Source organism: Alienimonas sp. DA493 (genome assembly GCF_043951915.1).
Classification (GTDB): Bacteria; Planctomycetota; Planctomycetia; order Planctomycetales; family Planctomycetaceae; genus Alienimonas.
In genome coordinates, this window is sequence record NZ_JBINJD010000063.1 from 1 (window position 1) to 19,291 (window position 19,291).

Genomic DNA, 19,291 nt, shown 5'->3' on the forward strand with positions numbered 1-19,291 from the left:
GGCCGCGGCCGCGGGATTGGACCGGCTCCCGCCGGAGGTCGCGGAGCTGGTCCGCCGCGCCAAGTCCTCCGACCCCGGCGACTGGCTGCTTCATCCAGTCAGCCCCGCCGAGGCTTCGGTGCTTTATGGGCTGTCGCTGGACCGGCCGGCGACGCTGCTCGTACATGAGGCGAAGGTCTCAGGCCAAGGCGACGGCTCGGCCGGAGCGAACGTGCCGGCCGAGGAGGACGACCGATTCGGTCGCGACGCGCGCACGCCGACTGTCTTCGCTCAGTATATCGCTGAGGACCCGGAAGAATTCGCTCGCGTCCTAGAGCGAGATCTCCGCCGCATCTATACATGGGAAAACACTTGGCGGGTGGCGGCGAGCTACTCCGCGGCGGGGGAGCCCGCGGTCCGGCTGACGGTCTCCGACCCCGCGCGTCCCGACGAATCCCTGCCGGACGGGCGTCCGCTGATGGTCGGTCGAATCGCCCAGATGACGCTCGCGAACGACGACCTCCGCCCCCGCTGGGTGACGGCGCTGAACCTCCAGCCGGATTATACCATTGCCTCTTGGTTTACCGTCGCCGTCGAGCCGGGGGACGAGCTGGGGCCGTTCCAGTTTGAGGTCGTGGGAGAGACAGGCGGGCCGGAGGGCATTCTTGTCTTCTCCGCTCCGGTGGAGACCCGGCGCGCTCGGTTGGATCTCTCCTATTTGGAGCAGGAGGGTTTCGGTGGAGCGGAGCGAGAGCGCAGCATCCGGTCGGCCAGTCCGGCGGCCGATCCGCTGGACCGCCTGCTGCAGGCAGCCGCCTCGGGCGGTCGGATGAGAGCGGCGCTGCGGCTCAATGCGGCCCGCCCGGAGGCCGTCGCGTGGACGTTTATCACTGTCCTCCCCCCGCAGCGTCCTGCAGCCAGTCCCGCGGCTGAATCGAAAACGGAGGCACCTTGACGCGCCAGCCTGAAAGCCAGCTCGGAAAGATGCACTTCGCAAAGAGGCCGATGACGGGCCGCTGACGCGGAGAACTTTAAGGGTTGCGCGCTGGGGTCCGTGGGCGATAATTCCGGCATGAACGCCGAAGCGACGGCTACCGATGCACCTGCACATCCCGAACTCCCTGATCAGGGAGTGCTACAGGAAGAAAGTGGCGAAGTTACGGGAGGCGAACCGGCAGAAGGAGCTGGCAGTTTAGAGTCGCTCCCTCTTGAGGCTGGCTCCGGAGAGAGAACCGACGCTGCGGCTAATGGGCAGTCAGCGTTAGAGCACACCGCGATCAGGCGTAGCGTGTATAGCCGCAGTGGCGGAGATAGTTCGGGCGTTCGGACGGCGGGAAGCGGTCCAGCAATTCGCCGATGCGGCGCCATAACGCCTCGACCGTCCGCTCCCCGGCGGCCCGGATCAGATGCTTCGGCTTGCTGAACAGCAATTCGATCGGGTTCAGGTCAGGGCTGTAGGGCGGCAGGTAGCGGACTTTCGCGCCGGCGTCCCGGATCGCCTCCGCCACGCCCGCCACCTTGTGGGCCGACAGGTTGTCCATCACCACCACGTCGCCGCGGCGCAGAACCGGCGCCAGATGCTGACGGACCCACGCCAGAAATAGCGGCCCGTCGATCGTCCCGTCGACGACCAGCGGGGCGACCGGACCGTCGGCCCGCTGCCCGCACAAAAACGTGGTCGTGCGCCAGTGGCCGCGCGGGACCGACGCGATCAGCCGGCGGCCCCGCAGCACCCAGCCGCGGGTCGGGGTCATGTTCGTCTTCGCCCAGGTCTCGTCCAAAAAGGCCAGCCGCCTGGCCCGAAAGCCGCCGCGGGCCCGGCGCCACGACCACCCGCCGCAAGGGGGCGTTTCAGGCGAGTACGCTGTCGAATCTGGTGGACCTGATCGGCTTCGCCCACTGGCTCGGCTTCGCCTGCGTCGGCCTGGTGCTGGCGCTGGTCGCCACGACCACCGTGATGGCCGTGCAGGACCGGGTAAAGGAACACGCCGTGTTGCAGACCCTCGGCGTGCGGCCGACGCGGGTGTTCGGGCTGGTGATCTGCGAAAGCCTCTTGATCTGCCTGCTCGGCGGGCTGGTCGGCACGGCCGCGGCGACGGCGATCCTGGCGTTCGGCGGGCTGGCCGTGGGGGCCGAGGGGGGCACGATCGCCTTCCGGCCCTCGCTCTCGCTGGCGCTGACCGTCGGCGGGGTCTCCGCCGCGGTGGGCCTGCTCGCCGGGGTCGTCCCGGCGTGGCATGCGGCCCGGACGAATATCGTCTCGGCATTGAACGCGGCGTGAGGGAGTTCATTGGCCGTCCGCGGCCTTTGTGTTCTCAATCCGACGACGCCACATCGCTTCCGCGACACCCTCCGTCGCCCCCACCGAGGAGCCTAAACCTTCCATAGCAGCGTTCGCAGGCTAATCCTTGGCGCGCGACGTTTGGCATAGCGAATGCACCCCAATAGAGCGTTGATCCACTTCCAACGTTTCAGGACCGCGACAATGCTCCGCTCGACTCTCACCCTCGCCGCGACCGCCGCCCTGCTGGTCGCCGGCTCCTCCCAGGCGGACGCGGGCGATCGTTCGCGGGTCTCCTTCCAGCTCTCGCTCGGCAACGGCGTCGCCGCGACCTACGGCAACGGGTACGGCGGCGGCTACAGCTCGAACTACGGAAACTACGGCCGCTCCAGCCTCTACGGGAACAGCGGCCGGTACGGGTCGAGCTTCAACCGGTCCCGCTTCAACAACGGCTACGGCTCCGGCAACCGGTTCGGCCGCGGCTACGGGCAGTCCGGCTACGGCAGCGGCTACGGCCTTGGGAACTCGCACCACGGCAGCGGGCACGGCGCCGGCCACTACGACTACCACGCGCCGGAGGTCGTGCCGCACGGCAATCACCTCGACGTGACGCCCGGCCACTACGATTTCCATCAGAGCCATCGCTGAGTCGATCGTCCCGTCGACGACCAGCGGGGCGACCGGACCGTCGGCCCGCTGCCCGCACAAAACGACGAACGTCGGCCCGACGCCCTGCGGTTTGGACCGCCTCCCCCGGTCCGAATTGCCCCCGCGTTGCGGCGGAGCTTCGCCGACGGAGTTGGTCCGGCCCTCACAAAAAATCAGGCTCGCCCGGCGGACCGGGGAGCCTTTGAAGATGCGTTCATTGACGGCTTCCCTGCCATCTGGCGTACCGGGGGCGTCAGTGAGGGACGTGATCGAAGTGGGTCGTGGTGTGCGGAACCAGATCGACGTGCCCGCGGTGCGGCACGGCGTCGTAGTGGGTGGTGGTGTGCGGAACGTAGTGCCCGCCGAAGTGCGTCTGCTGCGGGTAGTACCGCGGCTGCACGGGGCGGTATACGCTGCCTCCGAACTGCTGCGGATAGGGCCGGTAGATCTGCCCGCCCTGCCCGAACCGGGTCGGGTATTGCACGCCCGTCCCGAATCGCGTCGGGTAGTTCGTGCCGACCCGGTCGTAGTGGGTCGTGGTGTGCGGGACCGCGTCGTAATGCGTGGTCGTGTGCGGCACGGCGTCGTAGTGGTTGCCGTGCCGGACGTAATCCGTGTGGGTCTGCGTATGCGGCACCAAGTCGATGTGCGTCGTCGTGTGCGGGACGACGTGGCCGCCGTGGTGGTGGCCGTAATGCTGGGCGTTGGCGGCGGTCGCGGAGGCCGCCAAGCCCCCGGCGATCAGCAGCGCGGTGCGGGTGAGGTTCATGGTCTTGTCTGGGGAGAGTCGTGCGGAGCGTGACCGCTGCGGTCGCGGGCGATTGGGCTGGGAGACAGGAAGCCGAGCGGCCGCCGCCATGATCTTAAGCGGAAGGCTGCATCGTTTGGGGACAGCTTCGTCCAAATCCGCCGTGCGCTCGCCCGGAGGCCGGAAAGTCGTCCGCGCATTCGCAGTCGGACCGCCCGGCCGAGAAGCGGTTCTGCAAACCGATCCCGTTGGGGCGGGCGTGAGGGCAGGGCCGATTCTCACGGCGTTGACGGACACGAGACCCGATGCCCCGGCACGCCGTGCGGGGCGGAGACGCGCCCATGAAGCCCCGCAAAGCCCTGCTGCCGTTCGCCCTCGCCAGCTTGGCAGGGTGCGGGACCGGCAACGCGCTGACGACCCACACGTACGACGGGGGGAGCCCGCTCGCCTCTGGCGCCGCCGCGGGATATGGCGTTCCCGCGGTGGCCGTCGCCGCCGTGGAACCGGCGTTGGACGGATCAATCCAGCCGGCGGCTTATCAGGAGGAGCCGTCTGTCGACGAGGGCAGGGACCGCCCCGTCACGGCCGATCCGTTCTCCCCGGAACGGCCGTCGGACGAACTGGCGGAGGAGGCGGCGAACGAAGCCCGCGACACGGGGCCGTCGGACGCGGGAGACGGAGCGGATCCGCTCGCCGCGCCCGTCCCGCTCCCAGTCGACGTCCCGGTCGACGGCGTACTGCCGGACGATCACCCGCCGGGCGGATTGACGCTGGCGGAGATCGAGGCCGCCGCCCTCTCCGCGAATCCGACGCTCAGCGGGGCCGCCGCGGCAGTGGACAAAGCCCGCGGGATTTACACGCAGGTCGGTCTCTACCCGAACCCCACCGTCGGGTACACGTCCGAGGAGATCGGCGAGGGCGGCTCGGCGGGGCAGCACGGGGTCTTCGCCTCCCAAACGTTTGTGACCGCCGACAAGCTGAAGCTGAACCGTGCAGTCGAAAGTTGGGAGGTCGAGCGACTGCGCTGGCGGACCGAAGCCCAGCGGCTGCGCGTCGTCAACGGCGTGCGGCGACAGTACTACGTCGCGTTGGGAGCCCAGCGCCGGCTGGAACTGGCGGAGGAACTTGTGGACTTGGCCGAGGAGGGCGTCGCCGCCGCCGAGCAACTATTCGAGGCCGGAGAGGTCGCCAGGCCGGACGTGCTCCAGGTCGAAATCCAGCTGGGCGAGGTGAACATCGTGCGGCGGGACGCGGAGTTGGAGTTCGAGGGGGCGTGGCAACGCCTGATGGCGCTGGCCGGGATGCCGAGCCGCCCCGTGGGCCGGCTGGACGGGGAACTGGAGGGTCCGGTCGCCGAACACGACTTCGACGCCCTGTTCGCCGAACTGCTCGCCGCCAGCCCGGAACTGGCAGCGGCCCGGGCACGGGTCTCGCGGGCGCGGACGGCGATCTGCCGGCAACAGGCCCAACCCGTGCCGAACGTGCAGACGCAGGCGGCGGTGACCTACGGCTTCGGCGGGGACGAGCCGATCGGCGGGGTGCAGGTCGGCCTGCCGCTGCCGGTCTTCAACGACAACCGCGGCAACGTCGCCGCCGCCGTCGCCGACCTGCACCGGGCCACCGCGGACCTTCGTCGGCTGGAACTGGACCTGCGGGCCCGACTGGCGGACGCCCTGCGGGACTACCGCCGGGCCGCCAACCGCGTGGCCCGCTACACCGAGGACGTGCTGCCCGCCGCCCGCGAGAACCTGGCGCTGACCGAAGAGGGCTACCGGCAGGGGGAGTTCGACATCGTGCGGGTGTTCACCGCCCGGCGGAGCTTTTTCGAAGCGAATCTCGCCCGCGTCGCGGCGCTGGCCGACGCCCGCACTTCGGAGGTCGCCGTCGATGGCCTGCTGCTCGTGGACGCCCTGGGCGAGATCCCCGACGCCGGCGGGGAGAACTTGCAGGGCGTCGGCCTGCGAGATCTGGCGCTGGGCGGGCAGTGAGCGTGAGGGTCGTGCGGATTCCTCCGATCTGGGTTCCCGGCCGCTGCGCATCTGGTAACCTTTCGCGGCAAGCCCACGCTCGCTCTTCGCCCGTGCTCCGCCTCGTCACCCCGCTGGTCACGCTCGCCGCCGTGCTGACGCACGCGGTGCTGGGGTGCTGCATGCATCACGCCCATGCAGGCGATTCGTGTTGCGGAGCGGAACCGACTGCGGTTGCTTGTCACGCCGCACACGCACACGGCGACGAGGCTCACGATCATGATCACGGCCACCACGGGTCCGATCACGACTCGTCGGACGACGCCGGACATCAGCACGATGATCCGAACCAAGATGATCCGCACCAACATGAAGGGTGCGGCGAGTCGGAGTGTTCCTGGCTGACGGCGTCCGTGGCGGCGTGTCCGGCCCTCGCGCCGGTCGGCTTTCGGCCGCTGTCGGACTTGGATCTGACGGGCGGGGTCAGCGGGGGCGGTCTCGATGCGTGGAGTCGGTCGCACCGTGACGCGGCACGCAGCGGTCCGGGCGACCGCTTGCGCACACGGGTCTTCTTGCTGTAACGGACGTCTGCGCTGGCCGCGCTCTCGCGGCGGCTCCGCAGCCTGACGGCTGCCTCGCTTCTCTCCCCGGTCTGACGCCGGGTCCCCGCAGGTCCCTGTCGTCCGGACGGCTTCGCGCCGTCCCGTGACGGCACGAGTTGGCGGCGGGGTTTCCTCCCTCCCTCTCCCGGTGCTGTCGTGCGCCTTGGCAAACTGAATCTGTCACCCAAATGGTTGGCGATCGCCGCCGTCCCGGTCGCGGCCGTCGCGCTGTGGCTGTCGGCCGGTTGGTGGCTGCCGGAGCTCTCCGCGTTAGCCTTCGGGACGGACCCGACCGGCGACATGACGGAGGTTTCAGGCGATCCGCACGCCGGGCACGATCATGGCGTCGCCGCCGCGGGCGAGGTGATCCGGCTGTCCGATCAGGCCCGCGGCACGATCGGGCTGCGGACGGCGACGGTCGAACTGACGGACTTCGACCGCACCATCACCGTGCCCGGGGTCGTCGCGGAGCGGCCGGGCCGATCGAAATTGCAGGTTTCCGCCCCGATGACCGGTGTGGTCACGGACGTGTTCGCCACCGAGGGGCAGGCCGTCCGCCCCGGCGACACGCTGTTCCTCATGCGGCTGACCCATGAGGACGTGGTGCAGGCCCAGACGGACTACCTCAAAACGCTCGAAGCCCTCGACGTGGAGGAACGGGAGATCGACCGGCTGCAGACCGTCTCCCGCGGCGTGGTCGCCGGGAAGGTCGTCCTCGAACGGCAGTACGAGAAGCAAAAGCTCGAAGGGCTGCTCAAAGCCCAGCGGCAGAGATTGTTGCTGCACGGCTTGGGAGAGTCCCAGGTCGCCCGCATCGCCTCGGACCGGGACCTGGTGCGGGAGATCCGCATCGTCGTGCCCGACCCCCATGACCCGAACGAGGAGGGCCACGGCGAAGTGCACGACCCGGCGGTGCGGGATGCGACGCCGACGGCGCCGGCCCGGACGGCGAGCCTGCAGGAACCGGCGTCGCAGGCGCACCCGCCGCTGACGGTCGAACGCCTGAACGTCCACGCGGGGGACGCGGTCGACGCGAACGCCCCGCTGGCGGAGCTGAGCGACCTCTCCCTGCTGTACGTGGAGGGCCGGGCGTTCGAGCGGGACGCCGCCGCGGTCGTCGCCGCGGCCCGGGAGGATCGCCCGGTCACGGCCCTGCCGACCGATAACCTCGCCGGGGCGTCCGACCCGGTGACCGGGTTGGAGATCGCCTACGTGGCCAACCGCGTGGGGGCGGATTCGCGGGTGTTGCCGTTCTACGTCCTGTTGCCGAACGAGATCGTCAGCGACGCCCGGGCCGGCCGCGAGGACGCACGGTTCCTCACCTGGAAGTACAAGCCCGGCCAGCGGATGCGTCTACGGGTGCCGGTGGAGACGTACGCGGAGGCGATCGTGTTGCCGATCGAGGCCGTCGCGGAAGCCGGGGCGGAGCGGTTCGCATTCGTGGAGAACGGGGCGACCTTCGAGCGCCGGCCGGTGCACGTCGTCTACCGGGACGCGGAGTCGGTCGTCGTCGCGGACGACGGCTCGCTGCTGCCGGGGGAGTCGGTCGCCGTCTCCGCCGCCCATCAGTTGCAGATGGCGCTGAAGAACGCCGCCGGCGGGGCGATCGACCCGCACGCCGGCCACAACCACTGACGTTCCGCCCGATCCGGGTCTGCTCCCCGGTCCCCGTCTCCCCCCCGTCTTTCCGAACCGGTCCGCCCGATGCTCAACGCGATCATCCGCTTCGCCCTGCACAACCGCGTGCTCGTGTTGGCCGGCGCGCTGCTGGTCCTGGGGCTGGGCGGGTGGCGGACCGCGGGGCTGACCATCGACGTCTTCCCCGACCTGAATCGGCCGCGGGTGGTGGTCATCACCGAGGCCCCCGGCATGGCGCCGGAGGAGGTCGAGGCCCTCATCACCTTCCCGCTGGAGACCAGCCTGAACGGCGCCAACGGCGTCGAGGTCGTCCGCAGTTCCAGCGCGGTGGGCATCAGCGTGATCACGGTGGACTTCGCCTGGGGCACGGACATCTACACCGACCGCCAAGTCGTCGCGGAGCGGATGCAACTCGCCGCGGAGAGCATGCCGGAGGGAATCCGGCCGACGCTCGCCCCCGTCAGTTCCGTGATGGGCCAGATCCTGATGCTCGCCGTCTGGAGCGAACCCGGGGCCGACGGGGAGCCGCAGACCGCCCCGTTGGAGTTGCGGACGCTCTCGGACTGGGTGATCCGCCAGCGTCTGTTGACGATCCCGGGCGTCAGTCAGGTGTTCGTCATGGGCGGGGGGCGGAAGCAGTTTCAGGTCCTCGTCGACCCGGACGCCCTGCGGGCCTACGGGCTGACCCTGGATCAGGTGAAGGAGGCCGTCGCCGAGAGCAACCTCAACGCCACCGGCGGCTACCTGGACGAACGCGGGCCGACGGAGTTGCTGGTCCGCGGACTGGGTCGGGCCACCACGGTGGAGGATCTGCGGAAGGTCGTCGTCACGATCCGCGACGGCCGCTCGGTGGCGCTGGAGCAGGTCGCCGACGTCGTCGAGGAGGCGCAGGTCAAGCGCGGGGACAGCGCCGCGTTCGTGCGGACGGAGGTCGCGGGCGAGGTGCCGGTGGCCGAAGGACCGGAGGAAGACGGGGAACTTCCGGCTCCCGGGCTCTCGCCCCTCGCCCCCCCGCAGTTCACCGGCGGGCCGGCGGTCGTCCTGACGATCGCCAAACAACCCGGCGCCGACACCCGGGTCGTCACGGACGCGGTCAACGCCGCGATGGCCGACCTCGCCCGCTCCCTGCCGGACGACGTGCGGGTGGAGCGGGTCTATTCGCAGCGGAGTTTTATCGACCGCAGCATCGAAAACGTCGTCGAAGCCCTCGCCGACGGCGGCGTGTTGGTGGTCGTGATCCTGTTCGCCTTCCTGCTGAACTTCCGCACGACGTTCATCACCCTGACCGCGATCCCGCTGTCGATCGTGGTCACGGCGCTGGTCTTCGCCGCGTTCGGGTTCGGCATTAATACGATGACCCTCGGCGGGCTGGCGGTCGCCATCGGGGAATTGGTCGACGACGCGATCGTCGACGTGGAGAATATTTTTCGCAGGCTGAGGGAGAACAAGCATCGCCCCGAGGCGGAACGACTGCATCCGTTGGTCGTCACCTTCCGGGCGAGTACGGAGATTCGCAGTTCGATCGTGTTCGGCACGGCGATCGTCGTGCTGGTGTTCCTGCCGCTGTTCGCCTTGGGGGGCATGGAGGGCCGGCTGTTCGCCCCGCTGGGCGCCGCCTACGTGGTGAGCATCCTGGCCTCGCTGACGGTCTCGCTGACGGTCACGCCGGCGCTGTGCTCGCTGCTGTTGGTCGGGAACCGGGGCTGGCACGTCGTCGCGCCAATGTTGGGGCTGGGGATGAGCGCCGCGACCTTCTACTGGATCGCCCCGCGGGCCGCGGAGATCTTTCACATTGAAGCCCTGCATCCCTCGGACCCGCTGTGGTGGACGCTGGCCGCCGCCCCGGCGTTCTGGCTTGGCGTGGAGACGCTGGACCGATTTACCTCCGGCGGCGAGGAGGAAGGCCTGTTTCTGCGGGGCCTGCAATGGCTCGCCGGCGGGGCGATCCGCGGCGCGACGCTGTTCGCTTGGCCGGTGTTGCTGATCACGGCCGGGGCGGTGGCGGTCGCCGGGGCGCGGATGTCGACGCTGGAACGGGACTTCCTGCCGCCGTTCAACGAGGGGGCGATGCAGGTCAACGTGATTCTCGACCCCGGCACCTCGTTGAAGACGAGCAACGAGATCGGCCGCGCCGTGGAGAAAAGCCTGCTGGCGGTCGAAGGCGTGTCCTCCGTGGTGCGCCGGACCGGCCGGGCGGAACTCGACGAGCACGCCGTGACCGTCAACATCAGCGAAATGATCGTGGAGTTCGACCCGGAGTCCGACCGCGAGCGAGAAGCGATCCTCGAGGACCTCCGCGAGGCCGTCGCCGACGTGCCCGGCGCCGTCGGCAGCGTGGAGGGACCGCTGGGCCACCTCATTTCGCACATGATCTCCGGGGTGAAGGCCCAGATCGGCATCAAGCTGTACGGCGACGACCTCGACACGCTCCGCCGCAAGGGGGAGGAACTGAAGGCCGCGATGTCCGGCGTGCCCGGCCTGGTCGACGTGCAGCTCGAACAGCAGGTCACGATCCCGCAGCTGCGGATCGAACTGGACCGCGACGCCCTGCTGCTGGCCGGCCTGCGGCCGGCGGACGTGATGGAGTTCGTCCAGACCGCCATGAACGGCGAGGTGGTCTCCGAAGTCCTGATCGGCCAGCGCACGTTCGATCTGTTGGTCCGGCTGGACGAACCGTTCCGCGAGGATCTGGAAGCGCTGCGCCGGTTGACCCTCACCACGCCGGAGGGCGGGCAGATCCCGTTGGAATCGGTCGCCCGCATCTACGAGAGCGGCGGGCCGAACACGATCAACCGGGAGAACGTCCGCCGCCAGATCGTGTTGCAGGCGAACGTCAGCGGTCGGGGCGTGGTGGAGGCGGTCGAGGACGTGAAGGAGAGCTTCGCCGACGTGGAGCTGCCGCCCGGCTACTTCCTGGAGTTCAGCGGCCAGTTCGAGAGTCAGCAGAGCGCCAGCCGCACGCTGGGCCTGCTGGGGGCGGTGTCGGTGTTCGGGGTGTTTCTGGTGCTCTACACGCTGTTCGGTTCGGCGAACTTCGCCCTGCAGGTGATGGCCGCGTTGCCGACAGCGTTCGTCGGCGGGGTGATCGCGCTGGTGATCACCGACCAGACGCTCACCGTGGCGGCGCTGGTGGGATTCATCTCGCTGGCCGGCATCGCCAGCCGCAACGGCATTCTCTTATTGAACCATTATCTGCACCTCGTCAAGCACGAGGGCGAGGGCTGGACGCGGTCGATGGTCGTGCGGGCCGGCCGGGAACGGCTGGCGCCGGTGTTGATGACCGCCCTGACCAGCGGCATCGGCCTGGTTCCGCTGGCCCTCGCCGCCGGCGAGCCGGGCAAGGAGATCCTCTACCCCGTCGCGACGGTGATCATCGGCGGGCTGCTGACGAGCACCGCCGCGGAGTTCGTGGTTCGCCCGGCGCTGTTCTGGGCGATCGGCCGCCCCGCCGGCCGCCGCCTCGCCTCGGCGAGCGGCGCGCCCGTCGCCCTCACCGAAGAGTCCGAAGAGCACGCTTGAAGCGTTTCCCCGGGCTTCGGGACCGTCCCGTCGCCCGCCTGTTCCCTGTTCCTGAGAGAAGGAGTTTGAAATGACCCGTCGTCTGTTCCCCCTGTTCGCCGCCGCCCTCGCCCTGACGGTCCTCGCCCCGTCCGCGCCGGCCGCGTCGCCGGTTGAAGCGAAGGCTGACGAGATCGTCGCCTACCGGGCCGTGAAGTGGCAATCCGGCCACTTCGAGGACGCCAAGAAGGCGGCGACGCACGCCGCGACGCTCAAGAAGCTCGGCTGCGAGGTGAAGACCGGGGCCCACGGCGGCCACACGGACGTCTCCCACCGCTGCCCGGAGTGGCGGGAGATCGCCCTGGCGACCCACGAGAAGGCCCACGAGTGGGAGACTTGGCTGAAGGCCAACGGCTTTGAAACCCGTCATTTCCACTGACCCCCGCCCACTCGCCGCCCGGAAAGGAATGCCGGGCGATCCCTTCGGCTTTGGAGATCCGCACCGATGCGAATGCCCAAGCGAAACGTCGTCCTCGCCGCCGGCCTGCTGCTGGCCCTGTTTGCGGCGACGACCGCGGTGACGTTCAACCACGAGCACGACGAACGGACTGCGGACTTCGTACCGCAGCCCGTCGTCTGCGCCGTGAACCTCCTCGCCGATGCCTGGAACGGCTCGCAGGCGCAGGCGCTGTACCGCCGGTGGGACGGCCACATCGCCGATTTCTGCGCGAACCCCTCCCACCGACACTGAGCCGTTCGACCCGTCCCGTCCGGAGCCTCTCCGGGCGGGATCGTTCCCCCTGTTTTCGCACCTCAAGGATCTGCCGATGATTTCCCCCGCCAAACCCTTCGCCGCCGTCCTCGCGCTGGCCGTTTCCGCCGCGTTCGTCGGGTGCGCCCCCGAGGAGGACGAACCGCTGGCGATGGACGACGCCCCGCCGGCCCTCGCCGACGACCACGCCGGCCACGACCACGGCGCCCACCCGCCTGAAGGACTGCACGGCGGCGGGCTGATCGAACTGGGCGACGAGGAGTACCACGGCGAACTGATCCACGACGAAGCGGCCGGCACCGTGACGATCTACATCCTCGACGCCCACGTCGAAGCGGCCGTTCCGATCGACGCCGCCGAGGTGACGGTGACGGTCGTCCACGACGGGAATCGGGAGTCGTTCCCGCTTGCCGCCGACCCGGACGCAGGCGATCCGGCGGGGAAGTCCTCCCGGTTCGTCTCCTCCGACGCCGAACTGGCCGAACACCTCGACCACGAGGGGGAGACGGCCAAGTTGATGGTCAAGATCGACGGCCGCTCCTACAGCGGCGAGATCGCCCACGAGCACAACCATGAGGGGCACGATCACTGAGCGACGTCGCGGCTCCCCGGGGGACGGCTCGCGCCGTCCCCCGGGCGTTCCGCCTTCCGAACGACTCCTAAGCACCGAACAATGACTTGGCTTTGGGCGATCGTCCTAGCGGCGGCCCTGTGGGCGGCCCACTGGGGTGCCGAGCGGCTCAGTCGCCCGCTCAAGAAACTCCGCCGCCAGTGGGGCTTCTCCGTCGCCGCCGGCGGGAGCCTCATCGGCCTCGCCGCCGCCGCCCCGGAGATCGGCATCAATGCCTCCAGCGCGCTCCGTAGGGTGGCGGAGATCGGCCTGGGCATGATGCTCGCCTCCAACATCATCGCCATCCCGCTGGTGGTCTGCACCGCCTACCTCGGCACCCGCAAGCGGGACCTGCCGGATCACGGGGGGCACCCGCGGCACCGCGCCGAGAACCTCCTGGAGGTCGATCCCCAGGCGGTGTGGGTGCAGGCCCTGCCGTATCTGGGAATCGTCGCCCTGCTGGCGGCCCTCACGCTGCCGCCCGGCTGGCGGGGCGTGCAGCCGCTCGACGGCTGGATCATGCTCGCGGCGTACCTCGTCTACGCGGCGCAGGCCTTGCTGCGCGGGCGGCAGGACGGCGAGGAGGTCGACTGGGCGAAGAAGGAAGTCCTGCTGGCGCTCGCCGGCGTCGGGGCCATCGCCGCGGGGACCTACTTGGCGGTGCGGGCCACGGAGCAGTTGGCCGCCGCCTGGGGACTGTCGCGGATCGCGGCCGGCATGTTCGTCACCGCCCCGGTGGCCGCCCTGCCGGAGTTGTTCGCCACCTGGAAGGTCGTCCGCAGCGGCCAGGTGACCAGCGGCGTGACCAGCGTCATCGGCGATCACGCGGTGACGCTCACGGTGGCCCTGCTGCCGTTGGCCCTGGTGACGGTTCCGGTCGAGAACTTCCGGCTGCTGTGGGTGAATCTGACCTTCGTCGCCCTGATGCCGGCGCTCTACGCCGCTCTGATCTACGTCGGCCGGGGCGGCGACCGCGACGGCTACGGCTTCCGCCGCTGGCAGGCGCTGCTCTTCCCGGTCGCCCTCGCCGCCTGGCTGCTCCTGGTCGTCTTCTGGGTCCCGGGTGTCTTCAGCGGGAAGCAGGGCGACCAAAGCCCGTCCGCGAACGAGAACCGACCCGCGTCGCAGACTCCGGGAACCCACCAAAAGTCGCCCTGAGAAATGAGACGCCGCGGAGCCCCGGCGCGTGGCCGGCTCGCTTCATCGCCGGCGGCGGTCGTATAGAAACAGGCCGGCACTACCACACGAACCGTGCAAGCGATGCATCAGACCCTCCTGTCGATCGGTTACTTCCTGCTGGCCGGTCTGATGGAGATCGGCGGCGGATACCTCGTCTGGCTCTGGCTGCGGGAAGGCCGGTCGATCTGGCTGGCGCTGCTGGGGGCCGTCGTCCTCGTGGGCTACGGCGTCGTGCCGACGCTCCAGCCGACGCATTTCGGCCGGGTCTACGCGGCCTACGGCGGCGTGTTCGTGGCGCTGTCGGTCCTGTGGGGCTGGGGGATCGACGGACATCGGCCGGACCGCTGGGATACGCTCGGCGCGCTGCTCTGCGTGGCGGGGGTGGCGGTGATCATGTACATGCCGAGGGGCGACGACTTGGCCCCGGCCGTGACTCCGAACGACCGTTCCGTCCAAGGAACGCCATGACCCCCCTCGATCTTCTGACCGGCGCGGCGGAAGCCCTGTCGTGGTACGCCGCCGCGGTTTTGCCCACGCTCGGCGACGCCGCCTTCGTCGCCTGCCCGTGGGTTCGCGACACCGACGCCTGGGAGCGACTCGTCCGATGACCGGCAACCATTCGCACGCCCACTCCCACGCCCCCGCCGACTACGGCAGGGCGTTCGCCCTGGGCGTGGCACTGAACGTCCTGTACGTCGCCGTGGAGGCTGGGTACGGGTTCTGGTCCGGCTCGCTGGCCCTACTGGCGGACGCGGGGCACAACCTCTCCGACGTGGCCGGGCTGCTGCTCGCGTGGGGCGGATTTGCGTTGGCGAAGCGGCCGCCGACCGACCGCCGCACCTACGGCTGGCGGGGGGCGACGAACCTCGCCGCCCTCGCCAACGGTTTGCTGCTCCTAGTCGCGGTCGGGGCGATCTCCTGGGAGGCGGTCGGCCGGTTTTCGAATCCCGCCGACGTGCCGGGCCTGACGGTGGTGCTCGTGGCGAGCGTCGGCGTCGTGATCAATACGGTCACGGCGATGCTGTTCTTCGCCGGGCGGAAGGGCGACGTGAACGTCCGCGGGGCGTTCCTGCACATGGCCGCCGATGCGGCCGTCAGCGTCGGCGTGGTCGTCGCCGGCCTGCTGATCCGCTGGACCGGGGCCGACTGGATCGACCCCGTCACCAGCCTCGTCATCGCCGCGGTAATCTTCGTGGGGACCTGGGGCCTGCTGCGGGAGGCGTTCGACCTCTCCGTGCAATCCGTGCCCGCCGGCGTGGACGTGCCGGCGGTGCGGGAGTTCCTGCTCTCCCGCCCCGGCGTCGAGGAGGTGCACGACCTGCACGTCTGGGCGATGAGTAGCACCGAAACCGCCCTCACCGCCCACCTGCTCAAACCGCTGTCCGGCGGCGAGAACGGGGACGAGGACGCCTTTCTCGCCGACCTGACGGGCGCCCTGCACGACCGGTTCGAGATCGAGCACGCCACCGTGCAGATCGAACGCCGCCACGACCCGCGGCTCTGCCGTCAGGCGGAACCGGGCAGCGTCTGAACCACAGTCGTCCCCAAAAGGAAACCGGCCGCCGCCTTCTCCGGGCGACGGCCGGCTCGACCGTGACCGAAGTTCCGTTCCTCACCGAATGCGATCGCGGGACGCAGCGGCAACGAACGCCGCCGGGTCGGCCTGCACATCGCGGGCGCATTCTTCGCTGCAGACGAAGACGGCCCGGTCGCCGACCGGCACCTTCCACGGCGTCCCCATCGCTCCCAGACGGCGGTCCTCGACGGGGCAAACGGCTTGGGCGAACACCTCCGTGCGGTCGGTGGAGGAAGCCCGTACGGGCCGACCGACGGCCGGCGGGGCGACGATCCGGGTCGTCTGTCGCACGACGATCTCATCCGCTCCGGCCCCCGGCACGCCGTCCAGCCGCACCGCCACGGCGACCCGCCGGCCGGCGACCTTGCCGAGGTTCAGCGGCAGCGCGAGCGGCTCCGGGCGCCCGTCACGGTCCCGGGTCGGGGTCAGTTCGTACCGGTACTTCTTCTCGCTGCCCTCGACCCGCAGGGCAACGACGCCGCGAACACGTTCCGTCGGCAGGGCGCGGCCGCTGGCGTCGGTCAGCCAGAAGTGCAGGCCGGCGTGATCGACCAGGGTTTCCACCCGCACAGGCCCGAACCGGTCCACCTCGCCGCCGTGCGCCCCGTGGTCGTGTCCCGCGTGCTCGCCGTGCAGGCCGCTGTGGTCGTGTCCCGCATGATCGTCACCGACGGGGCCGTGATCGTGCCCGGCGTGGTCCCCATGGTCGTGGCCCGTGTGATCGCCGTGGTCGTGGCCCGCGTGGGGGTCGTAGGCGGACTGGGCCGCGGCGACGTTCGCCGTCAGCAGGGCGAGGGCGGCGGTCGAGATCAGGGTCTTCATCCAAGGCTCCTTGGGTCGTGTCTGCGTACTGCGACTCCGGTGGCGACCGGAACCAAGCGACTCCTTCGCATGCCCCGTGCCGGCGACGACGCCTGCCGGCCCGGTTGCGTTCAGAGACCTGCAAGTCAGACGAATTGCCGCTCCGGGCACCTCGGCAAACGCATCCGAGCCGCCTCGGAGCGGTTGTCGTTCTGACAAGTGCGCAGTCAATCTGATCTCACACCGACCGAGAACGCTCCTTACACGACGACGCGTCCGATTCGGAGCGACGGAGCGAGTCGCCCTCGAATGATAGCCATCGACCGCCGTTCCGCGTGGCGGCTCGTCCTGCCGGCCTTCGTCCCTCGGACGACCTTCGGCGACTGCGAAAAAGGAGGGGCGAGTTGATGACGGCGGACGAGGAGATGGTTTGCGGTTGCTGCACGCCAGACGGAGGTTCGAACCCGGCCAAGACACCGCGTGATCGAGACGGCCGTCTATCTGTCGGGATCGAATAATCTGCATCTGGCCTGCCCCCCGGCGCTTCCCCTCCCGTGCCTTCTGCACTGCCCGAGATCGCCGCTTGACGAACGCTCGGATTTTCTCGGGAGCGTCCTGGTGTGGCATCGCGTTGGGGCGAACTTCGCCGTCTGATCGCATGTGGCCTTCCTCGCCGGCCCGCGGGTACAGGGCGGAGCCTCGAGCTCCCACCGTGAGGGCGCTGTCAGCGTTCGGACGATGTGGTACCGGGAGAAGGCCCCTCCGAGGCTTCGAACGCGTCGCCCCGTGGGCCATAACAAATGTAGAGACCAGCGACGGACGAGTGAAAACGCGAGCGGTTCGTCCGGCTCCGATCGGCCGAGGAAACATCGCGGCGAAGCTTTCGACATGTTCGACACGTCCGCCCGGCGCTCGATCCGGGGATGGCGATTTCGGCGAACGTCCGGGGAAGGAAGCGAGCCGTCGCCACCCTACGCCGTGAGCGTGTGACCGCGTCCTTGAGCGAGAATCGCCTTGTAACGTCGCCTCTCCGCGGGTTCGGCCGGGCGCACCTCGGGCGGGGTCGGCGGGCGGCCGATCTTCTTTTGCGGGTGTCGGAACCGCTGCTTCGCGGCTCGACGCGGGCGGCGGTCGATCGCGCAGGCGGCGAGATCGGCCCTCAGCGTTTTCGTCCAGCGGCCGCCGGTTCGCTCGGCGAAGCGCATCCGCCGACGCACGGCCTTCGCCGTCGCTGAGGGGGACCACGCCGAAGCCGCCTTCCCGGCGGACCGCACCGCCGGCGCCGCCAACGCCCCCAGCAGCCAGAGCGACAGAACCAGCCACTCCGCTTCCGCCAACGCCCGCTTCGGCGTGCGGCTCCGCAGGGTTCGGCCCTCCAAGGTCTGCTTCAGCGTGCGAAAACCCACCTCCACGCCCCACCTCAGCTTGTATAACTCCGCCGCCTGCGCGTCGCTCAACTCCGCCGTCGGCAGGTTCGTCAATAAAAACAGGTTCGGGCAGTCGGACCGGTCGGTTTCCAGTTCGATCAGCCGCAGCGACAGCGGAGTTTCGCCCGCCCGGCGGAGGTTTTGCGGCCACAGCCAGACCTGCTGTCCCCGGCCGGATCGGCCGTCGGCGTACTCGCACTCGCCCAAGTTCGACAGTTCGGTCAGCAACCGCCGGTTGCCGCCTGCGCGGATCAAAAAGGCGTGCTCGTCGGTCGCCAGCCGCCGCAAGGCGGCGCAGCTGGAGAACCCGGCGTCCGCCAGCAGCAGCGTCTTGGCCGGCAAGTCGCCGAACATCTCGGTCAACTGCGTCTGCTCGCCGTCGCGGCCCGGTCCCAGCCGCACGTCCCACGGCAGGCTGGAGCCGACGTGAAACAGCAGCGTCCCGGCGATCTGCGGGCCGATCCCGGCCTTGCCGATCGGGTCCAGCCCGGCCTCGTTGGCCGCGGACCGCGGGCAGTTCAGCCGCGTGCCGTCGGCGGCGAGCACGGTCCAATCCGGCAGCCCGCCGCAGGCTCCGCGGAAGGCGTCGCCCGCGACCGCGGGCAGTCGCCTGCGACACCGCCGCCAGACCGCCTCGGCCAGCGGACGATGGCGACGAATTAATGCGTCGGCGAAGCCGGTGTAGGTTCTCGGCAGCCGGCGAGCAGGGCGAAGAGAGTCAACCGCTGAGGCGTCCAGCCGACGCCGCGGCGGGTCGGGGGTTTAAGGAGCTTCAACGTCGAAAAAAGCGGGGCGAGAGATGGTCCTCGACGGCGTGGACCAGTCGGTCCCCGTAGCTTTGCGTCACGGGTTCGGTTCCTTCCGTAGGGGATCGCGGCGTGCTGGCAGGCGCAAAACCGCGACCCTACGACGGGGCCGAACCCGTTTCACGTCAAGGGCTTGGAACGACTGGCCGAGCCGAACCGCTCACGGCGTAGGTAGCCACCCGCGCCGCCGTGAAACACATACCGCGGGGAGGCCGCGTGATCAACATCGGCAGCTGCAACGCGGACCGCATGCCGTTTCAAGGCGGGGCCGTTTATGCGATGAGCAAATCGGCCCTGCAGGGGTTGGTGCAAGGGCTCGCCAGAGACCTGGGTTCCCGCGGGATCACGGTGAACAACGTCCAACCGGGCCCGATCGATACGGACCTGAACCCGGCCGACACCGAGTTCGCCGAGACGCTCCGCACCCGGGTCATGGCGCTGCCCCGGTATGGCACGGCCGACGAGGTCGCGGCGATGGTCGCCTACGTCGCCGGGCCGGAGGCCGGGTTCGTGACCGGCGCTAGTCTGACGATCGACGGCGGCTTCAACGCCTAAGGGGCGCCGCCTGCCCGGCGCCCCTCAGTCGGCGGTCCTCGGCAGGCGGTCGTTCACGAGACGCCGGAACGTCGCCGCGTGCGGCGAATCCGAGTCCTCGCGCCAGCACATCACCAGCGGGATCGGGTCGAGAGAGGGCGTGATCGGGAGGAAGACGACTTGCTTCGCCCCTAGTGTCCTGAGTTGGAAGTTTCTTGCGCCTTC

Annotated in this window: 15 protein-coding genes and 3 pseudogenes; 14 read left to right on the plus strand and 4 right to left on the minus strand. The window is 69.7% G+C overall.

Annotated features, from left to right (window positions below):
- The coding region (locus tag ACG2DA_RS11350; protein ID WP_395255778.1) for a hypothetical protein at nucleotides 1-934 on the plus strand (934 nt) is incomplete at its 5' end.
- A 322-nt stretch (nucleotides 935-1,256) separates the two neighbouring features.
- Here the strand turns inward: ACG2DA_RS11350 and ACG2DA_RS11355 are convergent.
- Nucleotides 1,257-1,772: pseudogene (locus ACG2DA_RS11355) on the minus strand (IS630 family transposase); the annotation flags it as partial.
- A 14-nt stretch (nucleotides 1,773-1,786) separates the two neighbouring features.
- Here ACG2DA_RS11355 and ACG2DA_RS11360 point away from each other — a divergent pair.
- Together ACG2DA_RS11360 and ACG2DA_RS11365 are read left to right on the plus strand one after the other, a co-directional pair.
- Nucleotides 1,787-2,260 (plus strand): annotated as a pseudogene (locus tag ACG2DA_RS11360) (ABC transporter permease); the annotation flags it as partial.
- 204 nt (nucleotides 2,261-2,464) lie between these two features.
- Nucleotides 2,465-2,908: a hypothetical protein gene (locus ACG2DA_RS11365; RefSeq protein WP_395255779.1), complete on the plus strand. Its 444-nt coding sequence runs from the start codon at nucleotides 2,465-2,467 to the stop codon at nucleotides 2,906-2,908.
- Between the two features lie 253 nt (nucleotides 2,909-3,161).
- Here ACG2DA_RS11365 and ACG2DA_RS11370 read toward each other — a convergent pair whose 3' ends face one another.
- Entirely contained in the window at nucleotides 3,162-3,677 is a 516-nt protein-coding gene (locus tag ACG2DA_RS11370; protein WP_395255780.1) for a hypothetical protein, read from the minus strand.
- Between the two features lie 320 nt (nucleotides 3,678-3,997).
- Here ACG2DA_RS11370 and ACG2DA_RS11375 point away from each other — a divergent pair, with 320 nt between their 5' ends.
- From ACG2DA_RS11375 to ACG2DA_RS11420, 10 genes are all read left to right on the plus strand, one after another.
- Complete coding sequence (locus tag ACG2DA_RS11375; protein ID WP_395255781.1) at nucleotides 3,998-5,644, plus strand: TolC family protein; 1,647 nt, start codon at nucleotides 3,998-4,000, stop codon at nucleotides 5,642-5,644.
- A gap of 773 nt (nucleotides 5,645-6,417) precedes the next feature.
- On the plus strand, nucleotides 6,418-7,860 hold the full coding sequence (locus ACG2DA_RS11380; protein WP_395255783.1) for an efflux RND transporter periplasmic adaptor subunit: 1,443 nt from the start codon (nucleotides 6,418-6,420) through the stop codon (nucleotides 7,858-7,860).
- A gap of 69 nt (nucleotides 7,861-7,929) precedes the next feature.
- Nucleotides 7,930-11,382, plus strand: coding sequence for an efflux RND transporter permease subunit (locus tag ACG2DA_RS11385; protein WP_395255784.1), 3,453 nt, complete (start codon nucleotides 7,930-7,932; stop codon nucleotides 11,380-11,382).
- 70 nt (nucleotides 11,383-11,452) lie between these two features.
- Complete coding sequence (locus tag ACG2DA_RS11390; protein ID WP_395255785.1) at nucleotides 11,453-11,800, plus strand: hypothetical protein; 348 nt, start codon at nucleotides 11,453-11,455, stop codon at nucleotides 11,798-11,800.
- Between the two features lie 72 nt (nucleotides 11,801-11,872).
- Complete coding sequence (locus ACG2DA_RS11395; protein WP_395255786.1) at nucleotides 11,873-12,112, plus strand: hypothetical protein; 240 nt, start codon at nucleotides 11,873-11,875, stop codon at nucleotides 12,110-12,112.
- A gap of 76 nt (nucleotides 12,113-12,188) precedes the next feature.
- Nucleotides 12,189-12,725, plus strand: a complete 537-nt coding sequence (locus tag ACG2DA_RS11400) for a hypothetical protein (RefSeq protein ID WP_395255787.1) — start codon at nucleotides 12,189-12,191, stop codon at nucleotides 12,723-12,725.
- An 81-nt stretch (nucleotides 12,726-12,806) separates the two neighbouring features.
- A complete protein-coding gene (locus tag ACG2DA_RS11405; protein WP_395255788.1) occupies nucleotides 12,807-13,901 on the plus strand; it encodes a sodium:calcium antiporter in 1,095 nt (364 codons plus the stop codon).
- Between the two features lie 102 nt (nucleotides 13,902-14,003).
- On the plus strand, nucleotides 14,004-14,390 hold the full coding sequence (locus tag ACG2DA_RS11410; RefSeq protein WP_395255789.1) for a YnfA family protein: 387 nt from the start codon (nucleotides 14,004-14,006) through the stop codon (nucleotides 14,388-14,390).
- Nucleotides 14,387-14,530, plus strand: coding sequence for a hypothetical protein (locus tag ACG2DA_RS11415; RefSeq protein WP_395255790.1), 144 nt, complete (start codon nucleotides 14,387-14,389; stop codon nucleotides 14,528-14,530). Before ACG2DA_RS11410 ends, ACG2DA_RS11415 begins: the two co-directional genes overlap by 4 nt.
- The gene (locus tag ACG2DA_RS11420; RefSeq protein ID WP_395255791.1) at nucleotides 14,527-15,453 is read left to right on the plus strand and encodes a cation diffusion facilitator family transporter; all 927 of its coding nucleotides are present in this window, start codon (nucleotides 14,527-14,529) and stop codon (nucleotides 15,451-15,453) included. Before ACG2DA_RS11415 ends, ACG2DA_RS11420 begins: the two co-directional genes overlap by 4 nt.
- Before the next feature lie 81 nt (nucleotides 15,454-15,534).
- On the opposite strand, the gene ACG2DA_RS11425 is transcribed toward ACG2DA_RS11420, so the two are convergent.
- Together ACG2DA_RS11425 and ACG2DA_RS11430 are read right to left on the minus strand one after the other, a co-directional pair.
- The gene (locus tag ACG2DA_RS11425; protein WP_395255792.1) at nucleotides 15,535-16,320 is read right to left on the minus strand and encodes a hypothetical protein; all 786 of its coding nucleotides are present in this window, start codon (nucleotides 16,318-16,320) and stop codon (nucleotides 15,535-15,537) included.
- Nucleotides 16,321-17,270: 950 nt separating this feature from the next.
- On the minus strand, nucleotides 17,271-18,464 hold the full coding sequence (locus ACG2DA_RS11430; protein ID WP_395255799.1) for an IS4 family transposase: 1,194 nt from the start codon (nucleotides 18,462-18,464) through the stop codon (nucleotides 17,271-17,273).
- Nucleotides 18,465-18,703: 239 nt separating this feature from the next.
- Between ACG2DA_RS11430 and ACG2DA_RS11435 the strand changes: the two are divergent.
- Nucleotides 18,704-19,087: pseudogene (locus tag ACG2DA_RS11435) on the plus strand (SDR family oxidoreductase); the annotation flags it as partial.
- Between the last annotated feature and the right edge of the window lie 204 nt (nucleotides 19,088-19,291).

What these genes read in the sequence shown, in the direction of transcription:
- ACG2DA_RS11400 (WP_395255787.1), top strand. Translation starts at nt 12,189, where the DNA reads ATGATTTCCCCCGCCAAACCCTTCGCCGCCGTCCTCGCGCTGGCCGTT.
- ACG2DA_RS11420 (WP_395255791.1), top strand. Translation starts at nt 14,527, where the DNA reads ATGACCGGCAACCATTCGCACGCCCACTCCCACGCCCCCGCCGACTAC.
- ACG2DA_RS11385 (WP_395255784.1), top strand. Translation starts at nt 7,930, where the DNA reads ATGCTCAACGCGATCATCCGCTTCGCCCTGCACAACCGCGTGCTCGTG.
- ACG2DA_RS11410 (WP_395255789.1), top strand. Translation starts at nt 14,004, where the DNA reads ATGCATCAGACCCTCCTGTCGATCGGTTACTTCCTGCTGGCCGGTCTG.
- ACG2DA_RS11390 (WP_395255785.1), top strand. Translation starts at nt 11,453, where the DNA reads ATGACCCGTCGTCTGTTCCCCCTGTTCGCCGCCGCCCTCGCCCTGACG.
- ACG2DA_RS11395 (WP_395255786.1), top strand. Translation starts at nt 11,873, where the DNA reads ATGCCCAAGCGAAACGTCGTCCTCGCCGCCGGCCTGCTGCTGGCCCTG.
- ACG2DA_RS11365 (WP_395255779.1), top strand. Translation starts at nt 2,465, where the DNA reads ATGCTCCGCTCGACTCTCACCCTCGCCGCGACCGCCGCCCTGCTGGTC.
- ACG2DA_RS11370 (WP_395255780.1), bottom strand. Translation starts at nt 3,677, where the DNA reads ATGAACCTCACCCGCACCGCGCTGCTGATCGCCGGGGGCTTGGCGGCC.
- ACG2DA_RS11415 (WP_395255790.1), top strand. Translation starts at nt 14,387, where the DNA reads ATGACCCCCCTCGATCTTCTGACCGGCGCGGCGGAAGCCCTGTCGTGG.
- ACG2DA_RS11405 (WP_395255788.1), top strand. Translation starts at nt 12,807, where the DNA reads ATGACTTGGCTTTGGGCGATCGTCCTAGCGGCGGCCCTGTGGGCGGCC.
- ACG2DA_RS11375 (WP_395255781.1), top strand. Translation starts at nt 3,998, where the DNA reads ATGAAGCCCCGCAAAGCCCTGCTGCCGTTCGCCCTCGCCAGCTTGGCA.
- ACG2DA_RS11425 (WP_395255792.1), bottom strand. Translation starts at nt 16,320, where the DNA reads ATGAAGACCCTGATCTCGACCGCCGCCCTCGCCCTGCTGACGGCGAAC.